The sequence below is a fragment of the Streptomyces sp. NPDC003077 genome (genome assembly GCF_040611095.1).
GTDB lineage: Bacteria > Actinomycetota > Actinomycetes > Streptomycetales > Streptomycetaceae > Streptomyces.
Window position 1 is genome coordinate 25,259 of record NZ_JBEXNM010000015.1, and the last position, 15,294, is coordinate 40,552.

Here is a 15,294-nt window from a genome sequence, read left to right on the forward strand (position 1 = left end):
GGGCGGGGCGGGAGCCGTGGGCTTCCGCCCCGCCCTTGTGCTGTCGTCACCCGTCCCTTGTGCGTACCTTGTGACGTTTTTCTCGTGGGATCTGCGTCTCTAGGAATGCGGCGGGGCGACGCGCATGGTGGGGTTCATGTCCACTTCTGCTGCTTCCGCCGCCACCGCTCCCCGCGCCAGCACGGGCGGCCCCAAGGGCGACCGCAACCTGCTGGAGCACGTCCTCGGCTGGGCCTTCGTGGTCGTCCTGGCCATGCTGCTGACCCAGACGGGGTTGATGTGACCTGGTGGCCGGTGGATCTGGTGGCCCGGTGGATCCGGTGATGGGTCGGTGACGTGGGCTGTCCGGGCTGTCCGGGCGGCTGGTCGCGGTCGGTGGCTGCCGGGCCGGGGCTGACGAGGCCGGGCCGAGCGGGGCCGGAACCGGATGGGGGGCGGTGTCGGCCTGTCGGCCTATCGGCCGGGTGACACCGGAGCAGGCCCAGGCAGTGCCGAAATCGGCCGGGTGGTGCCGGAATCGGCCGGGTGGGACCGGAGCAGGCCGGGTGGTGCCGAATCGGGCGCGGGCGTGCTCGCCGGGATAATCGTGCTCCATGAAACGCCTGATCCTCGCCACCCGTAACGCCGGCAAAGTCACCGAACTCCGCGCCATCCTCGCCGCCGCCGACCTCGACGTCGAGCTGGTCGGGGCCGACGCCTACCCCGAGGTCCCCGACGTCAAGGAGACCGGCGTCACCTTCGCCGAGAACGCGCTCCTGAAGGCGCACGCCCTGGCCCAGGCCACCGGTCACCCGGCCGTCGCCGACGACTCCGGTCTGTGCGTGGACGTGCTCGGCGGCGCGCCCGGCATCTTCTCCGCCCGGTGGGCCGGCCGGCACGGCGACGACCGCGCCAACCTGGACCTGCTGCTCGCCCAGCTCTCCGACATCGGTGACGAACACCGCGCGGCCCACTTCGCCTGCGCGGCGGCGCTCGCCCTGCCCGACGGCACCGAGCGCGTGGTCGAGGGCAAGCTGGAGGGCACCCTGCGCCGCGCCCCCGCCGGCGAGGGCGGCTTCGGCTACGACCCGATCCTCCAGCCGCTCGGCGAAACCCGCACCTGCGCCGAACTGACCGCCGACGAGAAGAACGCCATCAGCCACCGCGGCAAGGCGTTCCGGGCGCTGGCGCCGGTGGTGCGGGAATTGCTGGGGTGATCGGGGGATCGACCTGGAAGGGCCCGGCTCGTGATCTCACGAGCCGGGCCCTTCGTTTTCCAGGTCAGTGCGGCCGGTGGGACTCGAACCCACATGGGATTTCTCCCAAGGGCACCTAAAACCCTCGCTTATACCTATTCAGCAACGGCCGCAAGTCGCTAATCATGGTACCCGGTCGGTGGCTGCCGGGGCAGGTGGGTGGCGTCCGCGGTGGGGGTGCGGCGGACTTTTCCGGTGCTCCCTCCCCGGCACCAAGTGGTGGTCACGGCGTGACAATTGGGGCACAGCAGGCGAAGGTTTTCGGGCCTGTTGTCGTGCCGCTCGCCGTTGACGTGGTCGACTTCCAGCGTCAGCGGTCGTCCGTGCCATTCGGGACCCGTGCCGCACTCGGCGCACTTTTCCGGCCTGCCGATGGCTTCGAGAGCCCGGCGCAGCGCCACGGTCCTCGTCCGCTTGTGGACCGGGCCGAGGACCAGCACCGCGGCAGCGGGCTTGCGGGGTGCCGTGCCGGGTTTTCCCCGCTGGTGTGCCTGGCCGAGAAAGTGGGACGTGTCCAACCCGTCCTCCGCTATGCGCTGGCGGAGCAGCGTCCGGGCGTGGTGGCTGTCCGGCCATTCCAGCTTCCGCAGCGTGGCGGCGAGGGAAACGGATGTGGCGACGGCGTCACACAGGGTCTTCTTCGCGGGACGTGGTGTCGTCCGTCGGGACTGGACACTGCGAAAGTGCGAGATGTCGATGCCGAAGTGCTCGAAACGACGGAGAAGGTAACGGTCGAGTTTCCCGTAGGGGTGGGTGCCGAGGAATGCGATGACCTCCCTGATGTCGCCGCAGGTGGCCGCCGCCGCGGCCAGGCGCTCGCGGGTGTAGCGCTGGTCGCCGTTCACCGTGGGCGCCCCGGGGTGCGAATGGGACGTCCGCGTTTGCCACGGCCCCGGTAGGTGTCGGTGGCGGAGTGGCAGTTCGGGCACAGGAGGCGGAGATTGCCGGGCTCGTTGTTGCGCCAGTCGCCGTCGATGTGATCGGTCTCCAGGGGAAGCGGACGCCCCCGCCACCAAGGGGCGGTACCGCACCGCGCGCATTCCTCCCGAACGCCGAGCTCCAGCATCGCCTGCCTCAGTCGTGCGCCCGGTACTCGGACATCGCGAGTCGGGTCGTTCGTCAGCAGCGTCTGTCCCCGTGCACGGGAGCGGCGCGCGCCTGCGGCCTGGCCGGTGGCGTACGGCCCGGAGAAATGCGCGGTGTCGATTCCGAGCGCCCGGACGCGGCGACCGATGTGCGTCTGCTGACCGCCGGTGACGGGGAGGCCCAGATGGCGCAGTACCTGTCGCCAGTTCGACGACGCGGTGACAGCCGCTTCGAGCGTCTCCCGGCTCCACCGCGTCCCCTCGCGCTCGAAGTGGGACGTCTCGACACCCATGGCTTTCATGCGCGCGCGGAGATAGCGCCGTGAAGGGCTTCCGGGGTCCACGCCGAGTTTTTCCAGCGCCTCCGAGAGCGTCCGCGAGGTCTCCGCGGCCTTGGCGAGTCGCTCTCGTGTGTACGGACTGACCCGCATCCCATTCCCCCCATCCCCCCGCCCCTGCCGGGCGCCTGCCCCTTCGGCGGCGGTGCGCGTCGTGGCCGCTGGGGACCGCCGTGGTGACGACGATCTCGAACTCATCAACGACCGACGAACGCCCGGGTTACGCCGGACGGGGAAACGCACCGGAACGTCCCGAGGCCGAACCCCAGCCGACCAAGACGCAGACCCTCCTCGCAACCGCGGCCTCCTCAAAGCCGCAGCACCTCAAAACCGCGCCCCCTCAAAACCGCGGCCCCGGCACCCGCGACGTCACGATCTCCGCGGCCTCCTCCACCGTGGCGACCGACGGGGGCGAGCCCTCCAGGGGCTGGCGGGCGGTTTCCTTCATGCAGGCGATGGCGATGACGCCGATCAGGGCGGCGCCCATCGTGTAGTACGCCGGGACCATGTCGTTGCCGCCGGTCGCGTTGATCAGGGCGGTGATCGCGAGCGGGGTGGTGCCGCCGAAGATGGAGGTCGCCAGGTTGTAGCCGATGGACAGCGAGCCGTAGCGGACGCTCGTCGGGAAGAGGGCGGGGAGGGTGGCGGACATGGTGCCCAGGAGGCAGACCAGCGACAGGCCGAGGATGAGCATCCCGGCGATCACCGCGACCAGGCTGCCCTGCTTGACCAGCAGGAACGCGGGGGCGGAGAGCAGCAGGAAGCCGAGCATGCCGGTCATCAGGAGCGGCTTGCGGCCGTACCGGTCGTTGAGGCGGCCGACCGAGCTGATGAGCAGCATCAGCACCACCATGGTGCCCAGCAGGAGCAGCAGCCCGTGCGATTCGCTGTACCCCAGGGCGTCCGAGAGGTAGGTCGGCATGTAGGACAGCAGCATGTAGTCCACGACGCCGTACGCGCCGGCCAGGGCGATGCACAGGAGCAGCGTCGGCCAGTGCCGGGTGAAGATCTCGCCGAGCTTCTTGCGGGGGGCGTTCTCCGAGAGGTGGGAGAACTCCGCCTCGGTGTCCGTGCCGGAGCCTTCCGGGGCGTGGGTCTGGGCGGTCTCCAGTTTCTGGAAGGCGGGGGTCTCGTCCAGCTTCAGTCGCAGGTAGAGGCCGACGAGTCCGAGCGGGCCGGCCACCAGGAAGGGGATGCGCCAGCCCCAGTCGATCATGGCCGCGTCGCCGAGCCAGGTGTTCAGGACGAGGACGAGGCCCGCGGCGCCGGTGTAGCCGGCGAGTGTGCCCACTTCCAGGAAGCTGCCGAAGAAGCCGCGCTTCTTGTCGGGGGCGTATTCGGCGATGAAGGTGGCCGCGCCGCCGTATTCGCCGCCGGTGGAGAAGCCCTGCACCATCCGCAGGACGATCAGCAGGATCGGGGACCAGATGCCGATGGTGGCGTACGCGGGGATGAGCCCGATGCCCAGGGTGCCGAGCGCCATCATGATCATCGTCAGCGCGAGGATCTTCTTCCGGCCCAGCCGGTCGCCGAGCGGTCCGAAGAACGCGCCGCCCAGCGGACGGACGAGGAAGGCCACGGCGAAGGTCGCGAAGGAGGACAGCAGGCTGGTGGTGGAGTCGCCGCCGGGGAAGAAGACCTTGCCGATGGTGACCGCGAGGTAGCTGTAGATCCCGAAGTCGAACCACTCCATGGCGTTGCCGAGCGAGGCTGCCTTCACCGCGCGCTTGACGGTCTTCTCGTCCGTCACGGTGATGTCGGTGCGGCGCAGGCGGGGGTTCCGGCGCCGGGCCACGACCTTGAAGAGGTGGCGGTGGCGTCTGAGCGCGGCCGGGTCCCGCTCCGTCGGGGTGTCGGCTTCCATGCTTCCGGTCGGCACGAGTCGCGTCCTCTCGGTGGTTCGGCACGCGCACTGCGCGGCCCTGGGGCGTACGACAGGTGCGCCTGCGCAGTGGCGGGCGGCTCAAACCCCACAGGTCACGGAAGGCGACATACGTCACTACGCACTTGGTGCGGGGCGGGGCGCGGCCCGCGAATCGCCCAGGGCGGAGCATGTGGGGGTATGTCGCGGTGTGGAGGGACGACATATCGCTATGCCGGTATGTCGATGTGTGGACGGATGGGCGTAGGGGTGTGTGGGGCGTCGGCGGTCTGAGCGGGGGCCGAAGACGGCAGGGGCGGAGTCGGCGCCGCCGGGGTGGCGAGCTCAAGGCCCGTGCGACTCCGCCGCGGGGCGCCGGCAGTGGTCCCCGCCCGCCGTTCGCGCGCTGTTACAGGACTGGTACGCAGCCGCGCGGTCTTCGCGGCATCGGGGCAATGCGACTGTGTTCCGGACGCGACAGAGTGTCGCCGTCGGATCTGCGTGGTGACCGCGCGGGCACGAGGCGTCCCGGACGGTGAGCCGGCCATCGGACGCGCCGCGGGGCCGGGGCCGTCGGGCAACCCTCGGTGGCCGGCGCCTTGGCGTCGCTCGGACGCCGCGCGTCGCGGCGCGCCCGTACGCGCGGCGCTTCGGCGAGGCTCGGCCGCGCTTCGGTGTCGTCCGGGACGCCCGGGACGTCCGGGACGCCCGGACGCTGTGCGGCTGCGGCGGAGTGCGTACGCGGTCGCGTTCCACCGTCGCCCGGACGTGCCGTACGGCGCCGTCGGCCCGGACGTACTACGCCTTTCCGGCACGGGATTCGTCGTGCGGGGGCGTGGTTTGCCACAGTTCCCTTGGTGGGGTGCGCGCACGCCGACGTCGTGAGCCGACGGCCGCCGGCGCAGGCCGCCGCACCGGAAGGAGAAGTCGATGACCGAGCGCGGACGTCCCGCCGGCGAACGTTCCCGCAGGACGCGCCCGCGTACCGCCCTGACGGTGCTCGTCGTGATCGCCGCGCTCGCGGTGGGCGGGGTGTGGTTCAGCCGGGCCGCCGACCGGGCGTCGACGGTGGGTGCCGCGCCGAAGACCGCGGCGGTCCGGGAGGGCGCGCCGGGCCGCGTCGCCACGCCCGCCCCCTCGGAGGGGCTGCCGGGCGTGCGTGACTGCGGGTTCGGCCGGCCGGAGGTCAGGCCCAAGGTCATCACGTTGACCTGCGCGGACGCGGGCATGGTGGCGACCGGGCTGACCTGGGAGCGGTACGGCGTCAAGGAAGCCGAGGGCAAGGGTGTGGTGCAAGTGGTGAAGACCGCGGCGGGTGCGGGTGCGGACGCCGGTTACCCGGCGACGTTCCGGCTGTACGGGCCCAGGACGGTGGACGGGGCCCGGGCGTTCACCGGGCTTGAGGTCAGCTACGAGGGCTCCACGCCACTCGGGGAGCAGACGGAGACGTACACCCTCGCGTGATGGGCATCCGGGGCCGTATCGCGCTGGCCATTTCGTGCATCACGGCGCTGGCCGTGGTGGTCCTCGGCTTCGCCGTGCACCACATCGCCGACGCGGAGCGCGAGCGCTCGGCGCGTTCCTTCCAGGACGACCGGCTCAGCGCGGCGCTGCAGATCTACGAGCGGGACGGCACGCTGGCGCTGGGCGCGCATCTCGACGACGAGGCGCTGCCGCGTCCGCTGCGCGCGGCGGCGCTGAGCGGCCGGGCGGGCACGTACCTCAGCGGCGGTGACGACCCCCGGGTGTGGGCCGCCACGGGGGTGGACGGCCGGGGGCTGCCGGGAGCCGCGGGGCGGACGCTGTCGGTGTCGGCGGCGTACCGGGACGACGACCCGGCGCGGGTGGCGCTGGACCGCGCGCTGCTGATCGCCGGGTGCGGCACGGTGGCGCTGATGGCGGTGGTGTCGTGGTTCGTCGCGCAGCGGCTGTCGCGGCGGCTGCGGCACAGCGCGGCGGCGGCCCGCCGGATCGCGGCGGGCGCGCCACCGGACGCGGACGGGCTGGCCGGGGGCGGCCGGGACGAGGTGGCCGAGCTGGGCCGCAGCGTGCACCACATGGCGACGTCGCTGGCGGCGCGGGTGGCCGCCGAGCGGGAGTTCACCGCGGACGTGGCCCACGAACTGCGCACCCCGGTGGCCGGGCTGGTCGCGGCGGCGGAGCTGCTGCCGCAGCAGCGCGCCGTGGAACTCGTCCAGGACCGGGCGCAGACGCTGCGGCGGCTGGTGGAGGACCTGCTGGAGATCTCCCGGCTGGACGCGGGCGTGGAACGGGCGGACCTGGACGCCTGCGAGCTGCCGTCGCTGGTCCGCGGCATCGTCGCGCGGGCCGAGCGGCAGCAGGGGGCCGCGCGGCAGCCCGCCGGGCCGCCGGTGAGGGTGACGGTGGAGGGCGAGCCGCTGATCGTCCGGACCGACCGCCGACGGGTGGAGCGGGTGCTGGTGAACCTGCTCGCCAACGCGGCCAAGCACGGCGCGCCCCCGGTGGAGGTGGTGGTCCGCGGCGCGCGGATCGCGGTGCGGGACCACGGCCCGGGTTTCCCGGAAGACCTGCGCGCGGAAGGGCCCCGGCGCTTCCGCACGGCCGCTCCGGAACGGGGCACGGGCCACGGGCTGGGGCTGACGATCGCGGTCGGGCAGACGCAGGTGCTGGGCGCCCGTCTGGTGTTCGGCACCGCGGAGAACGGCGGCGCCGAGGCTGTCCTGGAACTGCCGCACGACCCGGAGACGGCGGAGCCCGAGGCCGGCGCGGGGGCGGTGGACGAGGCCGGGGGTGCCGGTCAGGTGAGTGGTGCCGACCGGGCGGGGGCGCCGAGCGGGTGAGCGGTGCCGACCGGGCCGGGGACGCGGCCCGGGCCAGGGCGCCGATCAGGTGAGGGACGCGGCCTGAGCCAGGGCGCCGACCAGGTACGGGTAAGGGACGCAGCCCGGGCAGGGCGCCGACCAGGTAAGAGGTTGCCGATCCAGCGGGGGCGCCCGGACCGGTCGGGCGACGCACGGCACGGCGGGCAGGGGCCCCGCTCCTGCTCCCGCCCCGCCCGTGACCGCCCCCGCCCGTGACCGCCCCTCGCCACCGCCCCGCTACAGCCCCAGATCCTTGATGATCTTGGCGACGTGGCCGGTGGCCTTGACGTTGTAGAGCGCGCGTTCGACCTTGCCCTCCTCGTCCACGATGACCGTGGAGCGGATGACGCCGGTGACCGTCTTGCCGTACAGCTTCTTCTCGCCGAAGGCGCCGTACGCCTCCAGAACGCTCTTGTCCGGGTCGCCGAGGAGCGTTACCTTCAGCTCCTCCTTCTCGCGGAACTTGGCGAGCTTCTCCGGCTTGTCGGGGGAGATGCCGATGACGTCGTAGCCGTGGCCGGCCAGGAAGTCGAGGTTGTCGGTGAAGTCGCAGGCCTGCTTGGTGCAGCCGGGGGTCAGGGCCGCCGGGTAGAAGTACACGATGACCTTGCGGCCCTTGTGGTCGGCGAGCGAGACCTCGTTGCCGTCCGCGTCGGGCAGGGTGAAGGCGGGGGCGGTGTCGCCGGGCTGCAGTCGCTCGCTCATGGGTCTCCTCGGTCGGATCTCGGTACGCCTCCGAGGTTAGCGAGCGTGGTAAACGGGGGTGCTGTGGGGCGCGGTCGGGTGCGAGCTGACAGACTGTTCACACGCATCATCGAACAAGTGCGGCGCCAAGCGTTCCATCGACGTACAGCTTGGTACACCCATACGTATCGACCGAGACGACGGAGGCAGCGCGGTGTCGGAAGCCAGGACCCCTGCGCAGATCGAGGCGGACATCGCCCGCAGGCGGCGCGAGCTCGCCGTGACGCTCGACGAGATCGGCGTGCGGCTGCACCCCAAGACGATCATCGGGGACGCGAAGGCGAAGACGGCCGCCGCCGTGGACCGCACGGCCGGCCGCGCCTACGTGACCGCCAACCGCGTCGTCTCCGACGTGCGCTCCCAGCTGGTGTCGCAGGACGGGGCCCCGCGGCTGGAGCGCATCGTTCCGGTCGCGCTGATCGGCATCGCGGTCGTCGGCCTGCTGGTGATGGGTTCGAAGAAGCGCCAGTCGTAGGCGGCGGACGGGGAGCGAGTCGCCAGTCGTAGGCGGCGGACGGGGACCGAACCGCTTGCCGTAGCTGCGGACGGGGCCGAGCCGTCTGCCGCAGCCGCGAGCGGGGACCGAATTGCCTGCCGCGCTCCCGGGCCGAACCGTCCTCATTGAGCCGTGCCCCCGACCGAGCCCCCCACCGAAGGCCGCGAACCGGGACCAAGCCGGTCCTCCGGGCCCGGGGCCGGGCGCCGTTCCGCCGTGCGGGCAGGTACGGTCATGCCGTGAGCCCGAATAACACCAAGGACACCCACGACAAGCTGCCCATCCGGATGCTGCACGACCGCGTGCTGGTCCGGACCGACATCCCCGAGGGCGAGCGCCGGTCGACCGGCGGGATCGTGATTCCGGCGACCGCCGCCGTCGGCCGCCGCCTGGCCTGGGCCGAGGTGGTCGCGGTCGGGCAGAACGTGCGGACCGTGGAGCCGGGGGACCGGGTGCTGTACGACCCGGAGGACCGCGCCGAGGTGGAGGTGCGGGGCGTCGCGTACGTCCTGATGCGGGAGCGCGACCTGCACGCGGTGGCCGCGGAGCGCCTGGAAGGCGGCGCGGACTCCACGGGGCTGTACCTGTAGGACGCCGACGCGGTACCGGTGGCGGTGGGCGCTCTCGTACGTCCGGCGCAGCCGCCCCGGCGCCCCGGCCACCTCTCTCCCTCATCGGCACGAACGGGCGGTGATCGACATCACCGCCCGTTCCGTCTGCCCGTTGCTAGCCTGGACGTACCCGACGAGACGCGCCGTACCGGGTCACGACAAGACGACGCACCCCCTGTAGAAGTTCGCTTCCCGGAGGTGCCGTCCCATGGCATGGATTCTGCTCGTGATCGCCGGCCTGCTGGAGGTCGGGTGGTCGATCGGTATGAAGTTCACCGAGGGTTTCACCCGGCTGTGGCCCAGCGTGTTCACCGGCGCGGGCATCGTCGCCAGCATGCTGCTGCTGTCCTACGCGGCCCGTACGCTGCCGATCGGCACCGCGTACGGCGTGTGGGTCGGCATCGGCGCGGCCGGTGCGGCGGTGGTGGGGATGCTGGTGCTCGGTGAGCCCGCGACCGCGGCCCGGATCTTCTTCATCTGCCTGCTGCTGGTGGCCGTGGTCGGCCTGAAGGCCACGTCGGGGCACTGAGGCGCCGCTCGGCGACCGGCCCGCGTACAGCCGCCGAGCGCCCCCCGCCCCACGCCCCCTCACGCCCCGGCGCCGCGCCCCCTACCACCCCGGGGGCGCGGCGTCGTCCGTTTCGCCCGGCCCACCCGGCCCGTCCGGCCCGCCGGGCTCGATCGTCGGGAAGCCCTCGGTGGGAAGGGTGCTGTCCGTGGGCTCTTCGGTGGGGATCTCGGGCTCGGTGGGGGGCTCCGGCTCGGTGGTGGGCGGGATGGTGCTGGGCGGGGCCGTGGTCTGCGGGGTGGTGGAGGGCGCGGTCGGGGGTGCCGTGGTGGACGGGGGCGCGGTGGAGGGGAGGGGCTCGGACGGGGAGGGGGCCTGCGGGGCGCCGCCCTCCAGTTGCAGGTCGAAGTCGTTGGCGGGCCGGCCCTCCAGGGCACGGGCCGTGTAGTCCGCCCAGATGCGGGCGGGGAACCCGCCGCCGTTGACGCGGGCCTCGCCGCCGGCGCCGTAGAGCGGTTTCTGCGCGCCGTTGGACGGGTCCTTGCCCATGACGGCGACGACGGTGGCCAGGTCGGGCGTGTAGCCCGCGAACCAGGCGGCCTTGTCCTGTTCGGCGGTGCCGGTCTTGCCGGCCGCCGGGCGGCCCGCCGCCTGGGCCGCGGTGCCGGTGCCGTTGGGGCTCTCGACGACGCTGCGCAGGATGGAGGTCGTGGTGTCGGCGGCCTCGCGGGGGATGGCGGTCTTGTCGCCGCGTTCGGGCAGGTGGAGATCCTCGCCGCCCTTGGTGACCTTCTTGACCAGCGTGTACGCGCGCTGCGCGCCGTGGTTGGCGAAGGTGGCGTAGACCTGTGCCATGTCCAGGACGCTGGGGGTGGCGGTGCCGAGCGAGATGGCGCCCTGGGACGAGGCCAGGCTCGGGGTGTCCGGGGGGACGCCGAGTGCCACGGCGGTGTCCTTGACGCGGTCCGGGCCGACGTCGATGCCCATCTGGGCGAAGACGGCGTTGACCGATTTGTCGGTGGCCGTGGTGACGTCGATGTCGCCGTAGTCGCGGTCGTCCTCGTTCTCGGGGGCGAAGCCGGTGGACTGCCCGTGGTTCGTCGCCATGCGCTTGCTGTCGCCGTTGTAGACCGTCTCGGGTGTGATCCGGTGGCCGTCCTGCGTGACGGAGCCGTTGGCGACGGCGGAGGCGAAGACGATCGGCTTGAAGATCGAGCCGACCTGGTACTCGCGGGTGGTGGCGGCGTTCACGTACTGCTTGGTGAAGTCGGTGCCGCCGTACATCGCGACGACCTCGCCGGTGGCCGGGTCGATGGAGACGCCGCCCGCCCGGACGTACTTGTCGATCGGGCGGTCGTCGCTGAGCTGGTCCATCAGCCGCGTGCGCACCGCGTCCACCAGGGCGTCCTGGCGGGGGCGGTCGATGGTGGTGGTGATGCGGTAGCCGCCGGCCGCGAGGGTCTGGTCGTCGACGATCTTGTTGTTGGTCAGGTAGTCCCGGATCGCCTCGATCAGGTAGCCGCGCTGCCCGGACAGGCCCGTGGGCGCGGTGGCCTTGCCGGGCGTCGGGAAGGTGAGCGCCTTGCGTGCGGACGGGCTGAGCCACTTCTTCTTGACCATGCCGTCCAGGACGTAGTTCCAGCGGCCGAGGGCGCGGCCCCGGTTCTCGGGGTGGGCGGCGACGTCGTAGGCGCTGGGGGCGTTGAGGAGGGTGGCGAGGTAGGCGCCCTCGGCGGTGTTCAGCTGGTCGGAGTTCTTGCCGTAGTAGGCCTGGGCGGCGGCCTGGATGCCGTAGGCGTTGCGCCCGTAGTAGCTGGTGTTGAGGTAGCCCTCCAGGATCTCGTCCTTGCTGCGCTCCCGGTCCAGCTTGATCGAGATGAAGAACTCCTTGGCCTTGCGGGTGAGTGTCTGCTCCTGGCGCAGGTAGTAGTTCTTCACGAACTGCTGGGTGATGGTGGAGCCGGACTGCTTGCCCTTGCCGCTGAGGGTGTTCCAGGCGGCCCGCACCATGGCGATGGGGTCGACGGCGGATTCGGAGTAGAAGTCCCGGTCCTCGGCGGCCAGCACCGCCCGCTGGACGGTTTTGGGCACCTGGGCGAGCGGCACGTTCTCCCGGTTGACCTTGCCGGAACGGGCGAGCTGGCTGCCGTCCGAGTAGAGGTAGACGTTGCTCTGGGCCTGTGCCGCGGCGTTGGCGGGCGGGATGTCCACGAGGAGGTAGCCGGCCACCAGGCCGCCGCCGATCAGCAGCAGGAGCAGCAGGAACGCCCCCAGGACCATGCGCCAGGTGGGGACGAGGCGGCGCCACCCGGTGCGGCGGGGGCGGGACGCGCGGCCCTTGGCGCCCGGGGGAGGCGTGTCGGGGCGGGGCTCCCCTTCGGGAGCCGGTCCGCCTCTGCCGTCCTGCTGCGGATCGTCGTTCATGTCTGTGGGGACTCCTGGGCCGCGGCGAAGATCGTGCCGTGGGTGCCGTGGCGGGTCGGTGGGGGCGGGAACGCGTCGGGAGCGAGTCGGGGGTGTGTGAGGAGGCGTCGGGACGCGCCGGGAGTGTTCGGGAGTGTGCCGGGATCACGGCGTTCCCGACGCGGAAAAGGAACGGTCGCACGGAAAGGAACTGTCGCCCGATAAGAAACTGTCGCACCATGCGTTCCAGACGGGAGAGGGGGCACGCACCTGTGACCGCTCCGTGACCCGCCGAACGGCCCGCGTTCTCACCAGGACGGGTGATAAACCCTTGGTGGTCCTTCCACCCCCTGGACTAGGCTCCTGGATCTTTGGCCATGGCATGCGGGAGGGGGCGGAGCAGCGGTGTGGTTCCCAGTCGTCGCGGTCAACGGGTTCCGGCGGTACGCGACGTACCGGACGGCGACCCTCGCGGGCCTGTTCACCAACACCGTCTTCGGGTTCGTCATCGCGTACGTCTACACCGCTCTGTGGGACCAGCGGCCCCACCTCGGCGGGTACGAGCTGTCGCAGGCGCTCACCTTCGTGTGGCTCGGGCAGGCGCTGCTGGCCGCGATGGGGCTGCTGACCGGGGGCGCGTTCCAGGAGGAACTGCAGGAGCGCATCCGCACCGGTGACGTCGCCGTGGACCTCTACCGGCCCGCCGACCTCCAACTGTGGTGGCTCGCCGCCGACCTCGGCCGGGCGGTCTTCCAGCTCCTGGCGCGGGGTGTGGCCCCGATGGTGGTCGGCGCGCTCGCCTTCGAGCTGACGCTGCCCGGCGAGCCGCTGAGGTGGCTGGCCTTCGCGGTGTCGGTGCTGCTGGCGCTGGTCGTCAGCTTCGCGCTGCGCTACCTGGTGGCGCTGACGTCCTTCTGGCTGCTGGACGGCTCCGGGATCAACATGCTCAGCGCGCTGGCCGCGACGTTCTTCTCCGGGATGGTGCTGCCGCTGCGCGCGTTCCCGGGCGACCTGGGCGAGGCGGTGCAGGTGCTGCCGTGGGCGGCCGTCCTCCAGGTGCCGGCCGACGTCCTGATGGGCGTGCGGTCCGGCGCCGCGCTGCCTCTGGGGCTGGCCTTCCAGGCCGGGTGGGCGGTGGCGCTGCTGGCACTGGGGCGGCTGGTGCAGGGCCTGGCGACCCGGAAGGTGGTGGTGCAGGGTGGCTGACACCGGGACACGGGCCGCGACGAGGACGGGGCGGCCGGGGCGGGGCGGGTACGGCCGTCCGGTGGCGGCGGTGCGGCAGGGGCTGCGCGCCTACGGGCTGATCGTGGCCATGTGGGTGCGGTCGACGGTGGCCTACCGGGCGTCCTTCGTCATGCTGACGGTGGGCAGCTTCGTGGGCGGCGGGCTGGAGTTCGTCACCGTCCTGCTGATGTTCTCGCACATCGACGTGCTCGCCGGGTTCACGCTGCCCGAGGTCGCCCTGCTGTACGGCACCACGGGAGCCTCGCTGGCCCTGGCCGACCTGCTGCTGGGCAGCATCGAGCGGCTGGGGCGGCGGGTGCGCGACGGCACGCTGGACACGCTGCTGGTCCGGCCCGCCCCGGTGTTCGCCCAGATGGCCGCCGACCGCTTCGCGCTGCGCCGGGTGGGCCGGGTGGTGCAGGCGGGGCTGGTGCTGGGCTGGGCGCTGAGCCGGGTGGAGGTCGCCTGGACGCCGGGGAAGGTGCTCATGGTGCCGGTGATGCTGCTGTGCGGTGCGGCGATCTACGGGGCGCTGTTCACGATCGGCGCGGCCGTCCAGTTCCTGGCCCAGGACGCCGCGGAAGTCCAGAACTCCTTCATCTACGGCGGCAACGTCATGCTCCAGTACCCGCCGACGGTGTTCGCCAAGGACGTGGTGCGCGGCGTCACCTTCGTCATCCCGCTCGCCTTCGTCAACTGGCTCCCGGCCCTGCGGCTGCTCGGCCGCGACGACCCCCTCGGGCTGCCCGGCTGGGTCGACTTCCTCGGGCCCGCGGTGGCGGCGGCGCTGTGCGCGGCGGCCGGGCTGATGTGGCGGGTGGGCGTGCGCGCGTATCGCAGTACGGGGAGTTGAGGGCGGGGCAAGGGCGTGATCACACGCGGAGGCCGGGACGGAAACGGGACGGGGAGGGACGGATGGGCGACCTGATCGAATTGACCGACGTGCGGAAGGTGTTCGTCGTCCGGCGCAAGGCGGGCCCGCTGCGCCGGACCCGGCACGAGGTGCGGGCCGTGGACGGCATCGGCTTCACCGTGCCGGCCGGCGAGATCGTCGGCTACATCGGCCCCAACGGCGCCGGCAAGTCCACCACCATCAAGATGCTCACCGGCATCCTCGTGCCCAGCGGCGGCCGGGTGCGGGTGGCCGGCGTGGACCCGGCGCGGGAGCGCGCCCGGCTGGCGCGCCGGATCGGGGTGGTCTTCGGGCAGCGCACGACACTGTGGTGGGACCTGCCGCTGCGGGACTCGTACGAACTCGTACGACGGCTGTACCGGGTGCCGCCCGACGACTACCGCAAGAACCTCGAACGCTGCGTGGACCTGCTCGACCTCGGCCCGCTGCTGGACGTCCCGGTGCGGCAGCTCTCGCTGGGCCAGCGGATGCGCGGCGACCTCGCGGCGGCGCTGCTGCACGACCCCGAGGTGCTCTACCTGGACGAGCCGACCATCGGCCTGGACGTCGTCAGCAAGGCCAAGGTGCGCGGCTTCCTGCGCGAGGTGAACGCCGAGCGCGGCACCACGATCCTGCTCACCACCCACGACCTCACCGACATCGAGCAGCTGTGCCGCCGGGTGATGGTCATCGACCACGGGCGGCTGATGTACGACGGCGGGCTCGCCGGGCTGCACGAGGTGGGCGAGAGCGAACGGACGCTGGTGGTGGACCTGGCGCGCGAACTCCCGCCCATCGAGGGCGTCCCCGGCGCCCGCACGGTCCGCGTCGACGGCCCCCGGCAGTGGCTGGCCTTCCCCGCCACCCAGAGCGCCGCGCCGCTGGTCGCGGCCGTCGCCGAGCGGTACCCGCTGGTGGACCTGTCGGTGCGGGAGCCGGACATCGAGGACGTGATCGCCAAGCTGTACGCGGGTGGAGCGGTGTTGTGACGAGGTGGTGTTGTGACGAGGCGTGTGGTGACGGGGCGGTGAGGTGGGGCGCGGGCCTTCCT

Annotated in this window: 15 protein-coding genes, 1 tRNA gene and 1 riboswitch; of the genes, 10 read left to right on the plus strand and 6 right to left on the minus strand. The window is 72.3% G+C overall.

Translation table 11 applies throughout. The features are described 5' to 3' along the window. The first annotated feature begins 136 nt into the window (after positions 1-136). On the plus strand, positions 137-283 hold the full coding sequence (locus ABZX96_RS13185; protein ID WP_355542580.1) for an SCO1431 family membrane protein: 147 nt from the start codon (positions 137-139) through the stop codon (positions 281-283). Between the two features lie 310 nt (positions 284-593). Then, positions 594-1,196 (plus strand): RdgB/HAM1 family non-canonical purine NTP pyrophosphatase, encoded by a 603-nt coding sequence (gene rdgB / locus ABZX96_RS13190; RefSeq protein ID WP_355542583.1) that lies wholly within the window; start codon positions 594-596, stop codon positions 1,194-1,196. Positions 1,197-1,264: 68 nt separating this feature from the next. Here the strand turns inward: rdgB and ABZX96_RS13195 are convergent. The 4 genes from ABZX96_RS13195 to ABZX96_RS13210 all read right to left on the minus strand — a co-directional run bounded on the left by ABZX96_RS13195 (position 1,265) and on the right by ABZX96_RS13210 (position 4,522). Next, a tRNA-Leu gene (locus ABZX96_RS13195) sits at positions 1,265-1,348 on the minus strand. Between the two features lie 6 nt (positions 1,349-1,354). Continuing rightward, positions 1,355-2,080, minus strand: coding sequence for an HNH endonuclease signature motif containing protein (locus ABZX96_RS13200; RefSeq protein ID WP_355542586.1), 726 nt, complete (start codon positions 2,078-2,080; stop codon positions 1,355-1,357). Further along, positions 2,077-2,751 (minus strand): HNH endonuclease signature motif containing protein, encoded by a 675-nt coding sequence (locus ABZX96_RS13205; RefSeq protein WP_355542589.1) that lies wholly within the window; start codon positions 2,749-2,751, stop codon positions 2,077-2,079. The genes ABZX96_RS13200 and ABZX96_RS13205 overlap by 4 nt, the downstream gene beginning before the upstream one ends. A 247-nt stretch (positions 2,752-2,998) precedes the next feature. Then, positions 2,999-4,522 (minus strand): MFS transporter, encoded by a 1,524-nt coding sequence (locus ABZX96_RS13210; protein WP_355542859.1) that lies wholly within the window; start codon positions 4,520-4,522, stop codon positions 2,999-3,001. Between the two features lie 927 nt (positions 4,523-5,449). On the opposite strand from ABZX96_RS13210, the gene ABZX96_RS13215 reads away from it, so the two are divergent. After that, positions 5,450-5,983 (plus strand): hypothetical protein, encoded by a 534-nt coding sequence (locus ABZX96_RS13215; protein WP_355542592.1) that lies wholly within the window; start codon positions 5,450-5,452, stop codon positions 5,981-5,983. Continuing rightward, positions 5,983-7,341, plus strand: a complete 1,359-nt coding sequence (locus ABZX96_RS13220; RefSeq protein WP_355542595.1) for a HAMP domain-containing sensor histidine kinase — start codon at positions 5,983-5,985, stop codon at positions 7,339-7,341. Before ABZX96_RS13215 ends, ABZX96_RS13220 begins: the two co-directional genes overlap by 1 nt. Before the next feature lie 258 nt (positions 7,342-7,599). On the opposite strand, the gene bcp is transcribed toward ABZX96_RS13220, so the two are convergent. Then, positions 7,600-8,067: a thioredoxin-dependent thiol peroxidase gene (bcp, locus tag ABZX96_RS13225; protein WP_355542598.1), complete on the minus strand. Its 468-nt coding sequence runs from the start codon at positions 8,065-8,067 to the stop codon at positions 7,600-7,602. Between the two features lie 193 nt (positions 8,068-8,260). Here bcp and ABZX96_RS13230 point away from each other — a divergent pair, with 193 nt between their 5' ends. The 3 genes from ABZX96_RS13230 (at position 8,261) to ABZX96_RS13240 (ending at position 9,742) form a co-directional block, all read left to right on the plus strand. Then, a complete protein-coding gene (locus ABZX96_RS13230) occupies positions 8,261-8,581 on the plus strand; it encodes a DUF3618 domain-containing protein (RefSeq protein WP_355542601.1) in 321 nt (106 codons plus the stop codon). A 308-nt stretch (positions 8,582-8,889) separates the two neighbouring features. Further along, on the plus strand, positions 8,890-9,192 hold the full coding sequence (locus ABZX96_RS13235; RefSeq protein WP_355542862.1) for a co-chaperone GroES: 303 nt from the start codon (positions 8,890-8,892) through the stop codon (positions 9,190-9,192). Between the two features lie 123 nt (positions 9,193-9,315). Further along, positions 9,316-9,386, plus strand: a riboswitch (guanidine-III (ykkC-III) riboswitch). Positions 9,387-9,421: 35 nt separating this feature from the next. Further along, positions 9,422-9,742 carry a multidrug efflux SMR transporter gene (locus tag ABZX96_RS13240; protein WP_355542604.1) on the plus strand — a complete coding sequence of 107 codons (321 nt, stop codon included), beginning with the start codon at positions 9,422-9,424 and terminating at the stop codon, positions 9,740-9,742. Between the two features lie 81 nt (positions 9,743-9,823). Here ABZX96_RS13240 and ABZX96_RS13245 read toward each other — a convergent pair whose 3' ends face one another. Beyond that, entirely contained in the window at positions 9,824-12,145 is a 2,322-nt protein-coding gene (locus tag ABZX96_RS13245) for a transglycosylase domain-containing protein (protein ID WP_355542606.1), read from the minus strand. A 384-nt stretch (positions 12,146-12,529) separates the two neighbouring features. Between ABZX96_RS13245 and ABZX96_RS13250 the strand changes: the two genes are divergently transcribed. From ABZX96_RS13250 to ABZX96_RS13260, 3 genes are all read left to right on the plus strand, one after another. Beyond that, positions 12,530-13,330: an ABC-2 family transporter protein gene (locus ABZX96_RS13250; RefSeq protein WP_355542608.1), complete on the plus strand. Its 801-nt coding sequence runs from the start codon at positions 12,530-12,532 to the stop codon at positions 13,328-13,330. A 109-nt stretch (positions 13,331-13,439) separates the two neighbouring features. After that, positions 13,440-14,204, plus strand: coding sequence for an ABC transporter permease (locus ABZX96_RS13255; RefSeq protein ID WP_355542865.1), 765 nt, complete (start codon positions 13,440-13,442; stop codon positions 14,202-14,204). Positions 14,205-14,266: 62 nt separating this feature from the next. Beyond that, positions 14,267-15,232, plus strand: coding sequence for an ATP-binding cassette domain-containing protein (locus tag ABZX96_RS13260; protein WP_355542610.1), 966 nt, complete (start codon positions 14,267-14,269; stop codon positions 15,230-15,232). Positions 15,233-15,294: the final 62 nt, after the last annotated feature.

Bases quoted from the DNA above. Each gene is read 5' to 3' on its own strand.
- ABZX96_RS13205 (WP_355542589.1), bottom strand. From the start codon at position 2,751: ATGCGGGTCAGTCCGTACACACGAGAGCGACTCGCCAAGGCCGCGGAG.
- ABZX96_RS13245 (WP_355542606.1), bottom strand. From the start codon at position 12,145: ATGAACGACGATCCGCAGCAGGACGGCAGAGGCGGACCGGCTCCCGAA.
- ABZX96_RS13260 (WP_355542610.1), top strand. From the start codon at position 14,267: ATGGGCGACCTGATCGAATTGACCGACGTGCGGAAGGTGTTCGTCGTC.
- bcp (WP_355542598.1), bottom strand. From the start codon at position 8,067: ATGAGCGAGCGACTGCAGCCCGGCGACACCGCCCCCGCCTTCACCCTG.
- ABZX96_RS13185 (WP_355542580.1), top strand. From the start codon at position 137: ATGTCCACTTCTGCTGCTTCCGCCGCCACCGCTCCCCGCGCCAGCACG.
- ABZX96_RS13215 (WP_355542592.1), top strand. From the start codon at position 5,450: ATGACCGAGCGCGGACGTCCCGCCGGCGAACGTTCCCGCAGGACGCGC.
- ABZX96_RS13255 (WP_355542865.1), top strand. From the start codon at position 13,440: ATGTGGGTGCGGTCGACGGTGGCCTACCGGGCGTCCTTCGTCATGCTG.
- ABZX96_RS13240 (WP_355542604.1), top strand. From the start codon at position 9,422: ATGGCATGGATTCTGCTCGTGATCGCCGGCCTGCTGGAGGTCGGGTGG.
- ABZX96_RS13235 (WP_355542862.1), top strand. From the start codon at position 8,890: ATGCTGCACGACCGCGTGCTGGTCCGGACCGACATCCCCGAGGGCGAG.
- rdgB (WP_355542583.1), top strand. From the start codon at position 594: ATGAAACGCCTGATCCTCGCCACCCGTAACGCCGGCAAAGTCACCGAA.
- ABZX96_RS13210 (WP_355542859.1), bottom strand. From the start codon at position 4,522: ATGGAAGCCGACACCCCGACGGAGCGGGACCCGGCCGCGCTCAGACGC.
- ABZX96_RS13220 (WP_355542595.1), top strand. From the start codon at position 5,983: ATGGGCATCCGGGGCCGTATCGCGCTGGCCATTTCGTGCATCACGGCG.